At 35.6% G+C, this 7,276-nt stretch carries 3 protein-coding genes and 5 pseudogenes; 7 read left to right on the top strand and 1 reads right to left on the bottom strand.

Annotation, left to right across the window (positions count from 1 at the left end; all coding sequences use genetic code 11):
• From C3Z13_RS07285 to C3Z13_RS07315, 7 genes and pseudogenes are all read left to right on the top strand, one after another.
• Window positions 1–370 (top strand): polysaccharide pyruvyl transferase family protein (locus C3Z13_RS07285; protein ID WP_181022029.1); only part of this gene is annotated, 370 nt, incomplete at its 5' end.
• Window positions 360–1,540 (top strand): annotated as a pseudogene (locus C3Z13_RS07290) (lipopolysaccharide biosynthesis protein). The gene C3Z13_RS07285 and the pseudogene C3Z13_RS07290, both read left to right, overlap by 11 nt.
• Window positions 1,541–1,555: 15 nt before the next feature.
• Window positions 1,556–2,328 (top strand): annotated as a pseudogene (locus C3Z13_RS07295) (glycosyltransferase family 25 protein).
• Window positions 2,328–3,512 (top strand): annotated as a pseudogene (locus C3Z13_RS07300) (hypothetical protein). Before C3Z13_RS07295 ends, C3Z13_RS07300 begins: the two co-directional pseudogenes overlap by 1 nt.
• Window positions 3,505–4,389, top strand: coding sequence for a glycosyltransferase family 2 protein (locus C3Z13_RS07305; RefSeq protein WP_103855489.1), 885 nt, complete (start codon window positions 3,505–3,507; stop codon window positions 4,387–4,389). Before C3Z13_RS07300 ends, C3Z13_RS07305 begins: the two are co-directional and overlap by 8 nt.
• Window positions 4,389–5,226, top strand: a pseudogene (locus C3Z13_RS07310) (glycosyltransferase family 2 protein). Before C3Z13_RS07305 ends, C3Z13_RS07310 begins: the two are co-directional and overlap by 1 nt.
• A 64-nt stretch (window positions 5,227–5,290) precedes the next feature.
• Window positions 5,291–6,307, top strand: coding sequence for a lytic murein transglycosylase (locus C3Z13_RS07315; protein ID WP_425427462.1), 1,017 nt, complete (start codon window positions 5,291–5,293; stop codon window positions 6,305–6,307).
• A gap of 44 nt (window positions 6,308–6,351) precedes the next feature.
• Here the strand turns inward: C3Z13_RS07315 and C3Z13_RS07320 are convergent.
• Window positions 6,352–7,231, bottom strand: a pseudogene (locus C3Z13_RS07320) (ferritin-like domain-containing protein).
• Between the last annotated feature and the right edge of the window lie 45 nt (window positions 7,232–7,276).

The raw sequence follows: 7,276 nt of genomic DNA on the forward strand, positions 1-7,276 counted from the left end.
AAAAAATATCCAAGCCACATTACCAGAGAATGCCGAAATAAAAGATTGGGAAGATATTCTCACCACACAAGATAAATATTATGAACGTATTTGTAGTGGATTAGCGAAAGTCGCGAATAAATTTCATCAGCCTTGGTTAAAAAATGTGGTCAATCATTTATGGTATCGCCACAGTTTGGCTGTGATTGAACGCTGTAAAGGCATTTTCCAACACTATGATTTAGTGATAACAAGCCGATTGCACGGACATATTTTTTCTTGTCTGTTAGAAATCCCAAATGACGTGTGTGATAATTCCTATGGTAAAAACCTAGGCTATTATCGCCAATGGACGCAAGGTCTTGATTTTGTGAAAGTTTATGAAGAATAAATCCTTTGCAAAACTGTTGATTACCACTTTCTTAACCACGGGACTCACAATGGTGAGTTCCTTTTTGCTTGCTCGTTTGCTTGCAGTTGAAGAACGTGGTGCGTTGCAGCTTTTTATTACGTCCGTAACCTATGTGGTAACCATTGCTACTGGCGGCGTTGGGTTTTCTCTCGCTCTTTGTATGCGAAATAACCAATATCATTATTGGCGTTACTATTTTTCTGCTTTTTTATTATTTTCGGTATTGGTATCCAGCCTTTCGCTTTTATTATTTAATATTACTTCATTTCATTATTTATTTATTTTAAATGTTGTTTTAACGGCTATTTTTACGATTACTTTAGAAAAAGTAAAATTGATGCTAATTTATCTGTTTATCGCCTGCTTTCTTTACAGCAACCCATTTTAGCTGTGGGGTTATATGGCGGCTATTATTTCCTTTTTGGTGAACAACATTTAGAAAAAGTAGTTCAGCTCTTAACCATTTTAACTTGCATACAAGCTTTATTTGCACTTTATGCCCTTAGCAAAATAGAAAAACAGTTTAAGCAGAAAGCAGAAATAAAAAGCATAGTACCAAATTATTTCTTCAAAAATTGGCTAAAACAAAACTTGCTACAAACCTTTGGCGCAACAACGGTAAATCTAGACCGTTTTTTAATTGTCGCGTTAATGGGCAACTATACTTTAGGCTTATATACGGTTTGCATTGCCTTTGATGCCTTGCTCACTCGTATAATCAATATGCTGGTGGATTATTATTATTCTGGTTTACTCAATAATCTAAATCGTATTTGTGCAGTGCTAGGGCTTATTCTTTTAATGGGAATAAGTGCGGTGATAATTGTGCCATTTTTAGCTGAACCTGTTATTCATTTATTTTTTGGTAATGCTTATATTGAAGTTGCCCCAGTATTATTGTGGTTTATTATTAATTCATTATTAGCAGGGCTTTCTTGGTTATTATCACAAAATATGCTGATTTTAGGTAAGCAAGTATTATTATTTACACGCCAGATTATTTCTATTCTTGTTTTGGTCGGATTGTTTTTTGCTTTCAAAAATCACGGATTGTATGGAGTGGCCTATGCGTTAATAGGGGCAAGTTTAGTGAGATTAATGATTTCACTCATTTACTATTATAAATTCCCTATAAAGACGAATAACTAATTTAAGTTGGATAAAATGAAAAAATTTCTTATTTCTTTAGATAAAGATCATCAACGCCGAGAACTCTTTTTTGCTCAGCCAAATACCCAAGATTTCACGTTGTTTAGTGCAATTAATACGATGCAAGAAACGCCAGAAAATCTCACCGCTCTTTATGATCAAGAAAAGTTTTCGCAGCGTTATGGGCGAAAGGTTACCAAAGGTGAAATTGGCTGTACATTAAGCCATTTAGCTGTATATCGTTTAATTGCCAATGATGAAAATATTCAAGACGATGAATATTGTTTAATTTGTGAAGATGATGCGTTGTTTAATCAAGATTTTCAACATCATTTAGATTGTTTACTCAAAGAAAATATTCAGGCAGATATTATTCTTATTGGCCAGTCTAAAATTGATGATTTTAATCATTCTGAATTAGAAATTAACTATCCAACAACCTTTTCATTTTTACGCAATAAGATTACGGGATCGTCATTTTGCTATGCCTATCCTTATCGTAACTATTTTGCTGGCACGGTAGCCTATTTAATTAAAAAATCTGCGGTAAAAGCCTTTTTAGCCGAAGAAAAACCTTATTGGCTGGCAGATGATTATATTTTATTTGGAAATAAATTTGCTTTAGATACGCAAGTGGTTCGCCCTTTATTGGCAATTGAAAATCCAAAATTAATGAGCAATTTAGAAAATGTGCGTGGCAGCATAACACATCATTTTTGGCAAAAATTAATTAAATACCCATTAAAAAATTACTTGCCATAAAGCGTAACCTAAAAGGTGGAAAATAATGTCTGCATTGGTCAATTTATTGTATCTTTACGATCCTTGGCTATTCCATTTTTTCCGAATGGCATTTTTTGTTGGGGCTATTTCGCTCATTTGCTTAGCTTATCAAGTAGTAAAAAACAACGCCCACAAGGTATTTTTATCCCGTTAGATAGCCTAATCGCAATTATCGCCTTGATTGTGTTAAGTGCAATTCCAATGTTGGCACACCACACGCAAGATTATTCTGTATTATTGCAATATAGTAAAACCTTAATTTTGGTTTATTTTGCCATTGGAATTTATAATATTTTTTATTTGAATAACAATGGAAAAGCACTGCTTATTCGAGATTTAAAATTGGTATTATTGTTCAATGGATTGTTGGCATAACCGCATTAATGGGCGTTGGCTTTATGGCAGAACTTGCCCTTTCAACCAATATTGTATTGCCACGTTTTTATGGTTCAGACCAAGAGTATCGTTTATATAATATTACGTCATCAGCATTCTTTCAATTAAGTGCTTTTTACATTCTTTTATTACACTTTTTATTAGCTTACAACAAAGCACATAATCAATTAAGTGCGGTGTATTTATTCTTAATTTTATGTATTGGATTAATTTCAGGCAGAACGTTTTTATTACTTTCAATCGTTAGTATCGCCATTTATTTTAAATGGAAATACTTACCTGCTTTAGGCTTGTTTGGGTTGCTATGTTTAGGTTTGGCCATTTATTATCCTAAAAATCCTTATGTCGCCCACGCATTAGAACCATTGATTAATTTGATTAATCATCAAGGATTAAGTAGTTCATCAACAGACACATTAATGAAGCGTCATTTATTTATCCCAGAATTAAAACAAATATTATGGGGTGATGGGCGATATATTATGCCAAATGGAAAATATTATGGCTTAACCGACAGCGGTTTTTTACGCCAATTACTTTATGGTGGTATTGGTTATTTATCAGTTTGTTTTTATTTACTGCTTATTTTGTGCGTAAAATAGCATTAAATTGGTTTAATGGAAGTTGGTTATTTATTTTATCCACATTATTTATACTTTCTGTATTAAATATTAAAGCAGATACTTATGCGTTCCCTGGAATAATGCTAGTATTGCTAATGTTATTATCCTTATTTGGCCAACAAGGGAAAAATCTCTTCTTATTTAGAAAAGAAGGAAAACAAAATGTTTAGTATTATTGTGCCATCTTATAATCGGCAAGCCGAAATCCCTGCGTTATTAGCGAGTTTAACGCAACAAAGTGCGCATAATTTTGAAGTCATTATTGTTGATGATTGCTCGAAAGAAAAAGTGGTGGTAGAAAAAGATTATCCTTTTCGTGTAACCGTTATTCGTAATGAGCAAAACCAAGGTGCGGCGGAAAGCCGTAATATTGGAGCAAGAAATGCAACGCAAGATTGGCTGTTATTTTTAGATGATGATGATCGTTTTGAAAAGTCGAAATGTGAAATTTTAGCGCAGCAAATTACGCAAAATCCTGAAGTAAATTTTATTTACCACCCAGCAAAATGTGTAATGGTAAATGAAAATTTTAGCTATTTTACTCACCCTTTTACACAACAAAAAGATCTCACATTAGATAATATTTTATTAGCCAATAAAATTGGTGGAATGCCGATGATTGGGATTAAGAAATCTTTCTTTTTAGCTTTAGGTGGGCTTTCAACGCAATTAAAATCTTTAGAAGATTATGAATTTGTATTAAAAGTAATTTCATCATCTGAATTAAAATCGCTCTATGTCGATCAGCCTTTAACAGAATGTACTTTTCATACTCAACGCTCCAGTGTTTCAACCAATTTAACGAATACTGAACAAGCCATCAGTTTTATTGAGAAGAATTATGTGAAAACACCAATCCAACATAAAAACTTTGCCCTAAATTCACTTTATATGCTCGCCTATCCGTATATTATGAATTTATCACGCAAAGCGGGAATTTATTATTGGAAAATGTTTAAATTAAGCAAAAATATTAAACTGCTGATTATTGCGATCATCATTTTTATTTCACCAAAATTAGCTATTCATTTGAAAAGGTTTATTTAATGAAGTTTTCAGTTTTAATGTCCTTATATATTAAGGAAAATCCACAATTCTTGCGTGAATGTTTAGAAAGTTTGCGCGCGCAAACCTTGCCCGCAGATGAAATTGTCTTAGTGTTTGACGGTGCCGTTACGCCCGAATTAGAAAGTGCGGTGCAAAATTTTGCAGAATTTTTACCGCTAAAATTAGTGAAGCTGCCAGTAAATCAAGGATTGGGCAAAGCGTTAAATGAAGGATTGTTGCATTGTGCCAACGAATGGGTTTTCCGTATGGATACCGATGATATTTGCGATCCGCAACGTTTTGAAAAACAAGTAAATTTCATCAAGCAAAATCCTGAAACCATCATCTTTGGCGGACAAATTGCTGAATTTGGCGAGAATATGCAAGAGATTGTGAGTTATCGCAATGTACCAACTCAACCTAAAGAAATTGTCGAGTTCACAAAAACGCGCAGTCCTTTCAATCATATGACCGTGGCTTATCAAAAATCTGCTGTACTCGCTGCTGGGGGGTTATCAAGATATTCAGGAAGATTATTATTTATGGATAAACTTGGTGGCGAAATATCCGCAAAATGTGGCGAATCTGCCTGATATTTTAGTTTATGCTCGCGTAGGCAATGGAATGGTTTCTCGCCGCCGCGGCTTAGCGCAAGCAAAATGTGAGTGGAATTTATTTAAACTCAAACGCAACGTTAAATTACAATCCACGATTTCAGGATTTATCGTATTTTTATTGCGTGTTTTACCACGTTTATTACCTGTTTCATTATTAAAAATCATCTATAAGTTTTACGCAAATAATATTTTATTTATTTTAAGGAAAGCCAATGTTTAACAAAAATTAATTTTACTTCATTATTTCTGCGGTTTTATTATCTGCTTGTTCAAGTAGTCATTCTATTAAGGCAATAAGTGAAAATACTCAATATAATAAACCTCGTACATTAAATAATTTTGATGATTATGTACAATTTTTAAAAGCCAAAGCCGCTGGACAAGGGGTTTCAAGTGCGGTGCTAAATGCACAACAAAATATTCAATATATTCCTAAAGCAGTGGCATTGGATAAACAACAAGCGGGGAAAATAAAAAAACGTAACCCGAATGAACCAAGAGTATTCAATCCTAATGGGGTAACGAATTATCTTAATCGCGTACTGACCACAAATAAGGTAAATGTTGCCGAACAACGTTATTGGGAACAATTACCGCAATTAGAAAAGGCGAGTAAAAAATTTGGCGTACAAAAAGAATATTTAATGGCGTTATGGGGAATGGAAAGCAGTTTTGGTTATTATCAAGGTTATTATGATGTGCTTTCTGTATTAGCCACCCTTGCCTTTGATGGCCGCCGTGAGCCGTTATTTAGTAAAGAATTTATTGCTGCAATGAAAATGTTAGAACGTGACCATATCCAGCGCCATAAAATGAAAGGTTCTTGGGCTGGCGCAATGGGGCAAACGCAATTTATGCCAAGTTCTTATTTGAGCTATGCGGCGGACGGTAATGGTGACGGCGAAAAAGATATTTGGAAAAACAACTATGATGTTTTCGCGTCTATCGCGCGTTATTTACATACTGTCGGTTGGGACGATAAACTGCCGTGGGGCGTGGAAGTGCGTTTAAATCAGTATATTAGCCCAAGTTTAGCGGGCATTGAAAAGCACAAAGCGCGTTCACTGCAAGATTGGCAAGCACAGGGGGTTGAACTTAAATCGTTCAACTCAGAAAGTACACAAAATCTCACCGCACTTTCTCACACAACATTGTGGCTTGTGCAACCAGATGGTGAAAATGGTCGCGCTTTCTTAGTGTCAAATAATTTCCGCACCTTGCTTGATTGGAATCGCTCCAATTATTTTGCGGTCAGTATTGGAATGTTTGCAGATCGTATTAGGGCGAGAGTGGGGGAGTAAGATAAGTATTTTTCCCTTCTTTCCTATGAGAAGAAGGGAAAATTTTATCCCTTCACTGCCTTAATATGAGATTTTAGCGTCTGTTCAATTTCATAGATCCAATCCAGTTCAAATTGGGTGAAGCCAGCTTGGATACGGGCATCGGTGTTGATTGCCCCTTTGAAAATAACAATGCGATATTTACGCAATAAATCGCTAAAACATTGCATTGCGTCCAGCCCTCGTTTGGCGGAAAGAGCGTGATACCAATGATTGCCAATGGAAACGTGGCCGATTTCATCACGCAAAATAATATCGAGAATTTTCACTGCATCAAAATCTTTGCGCTGTGCGATTTTTTCTTGCATTACCGGTGTGGCGTCTAAGCCCCTTGCTTCTAAAACTCGTGGCACTAACGCCATTCGTTCCCAAATATCGTGTGCGGTGGCTTGTGCCATTTCCCATAATCCAGCGTGCGCTTCAAAATCGCCATATTTATAGCCTAAGGTTTTTAAATGATTGTTTACTAAAGTAAAATGGGAGCTTTCTTCATAAGCAACACGCAACCAATCACGAGCAAAGGCTAATCCTTCGCCTAATTCTTTTTCTGCTTCACGAGAAAATCGCCAAGCCGCATCTAAGCCTAAATTGATCGCATTAAATTCAATATGCGCAATGGCGTGCAAAGTAGCGGCATAGCCCTCTTCGGTGGCAAAAGAACGCTTTGGCACGGCGTGCGGTGCGACCAACTTCGGCTTATCAGGAAAAGCAGCGATTTCTTGATCGTTTTTTTACTGTTGGGAAGTCCGCTAATTCAGCTTGCTCAATGCGAGGCAAAAGCTCGGTATATAAGGCATTTACTTGCTCACATTTTTTCGCGGGATCGTTTTCTTGCAAGGCGTGCGTAACCTGATCCCAAAGTTGTGTCATTAAAAGTGCGGTCATTTTTTTCCTTATTTTTCGCTAAATCGAATTAAACCTTCTTGCTGT

The organism is Avibacterium endocarditidis (assembly GCF_002921145.1).
Taxonomy (GTDB): Bacteria; Pseudomonadota; Gammaproteobacteria; order Enterobacterales; family Pasteurellaceae; genus Avibacterium; species Avibacterium endocarditidis.

Coding starts and splice junctions, on each gene's coding strand:
- C3Z13_RS07305 (WP_103855489.1), top strand. CDS start 3,505: ATGTTTAGTATTATTGTGCCATCTTATAATCGGCAAGCCGAAATCCCT.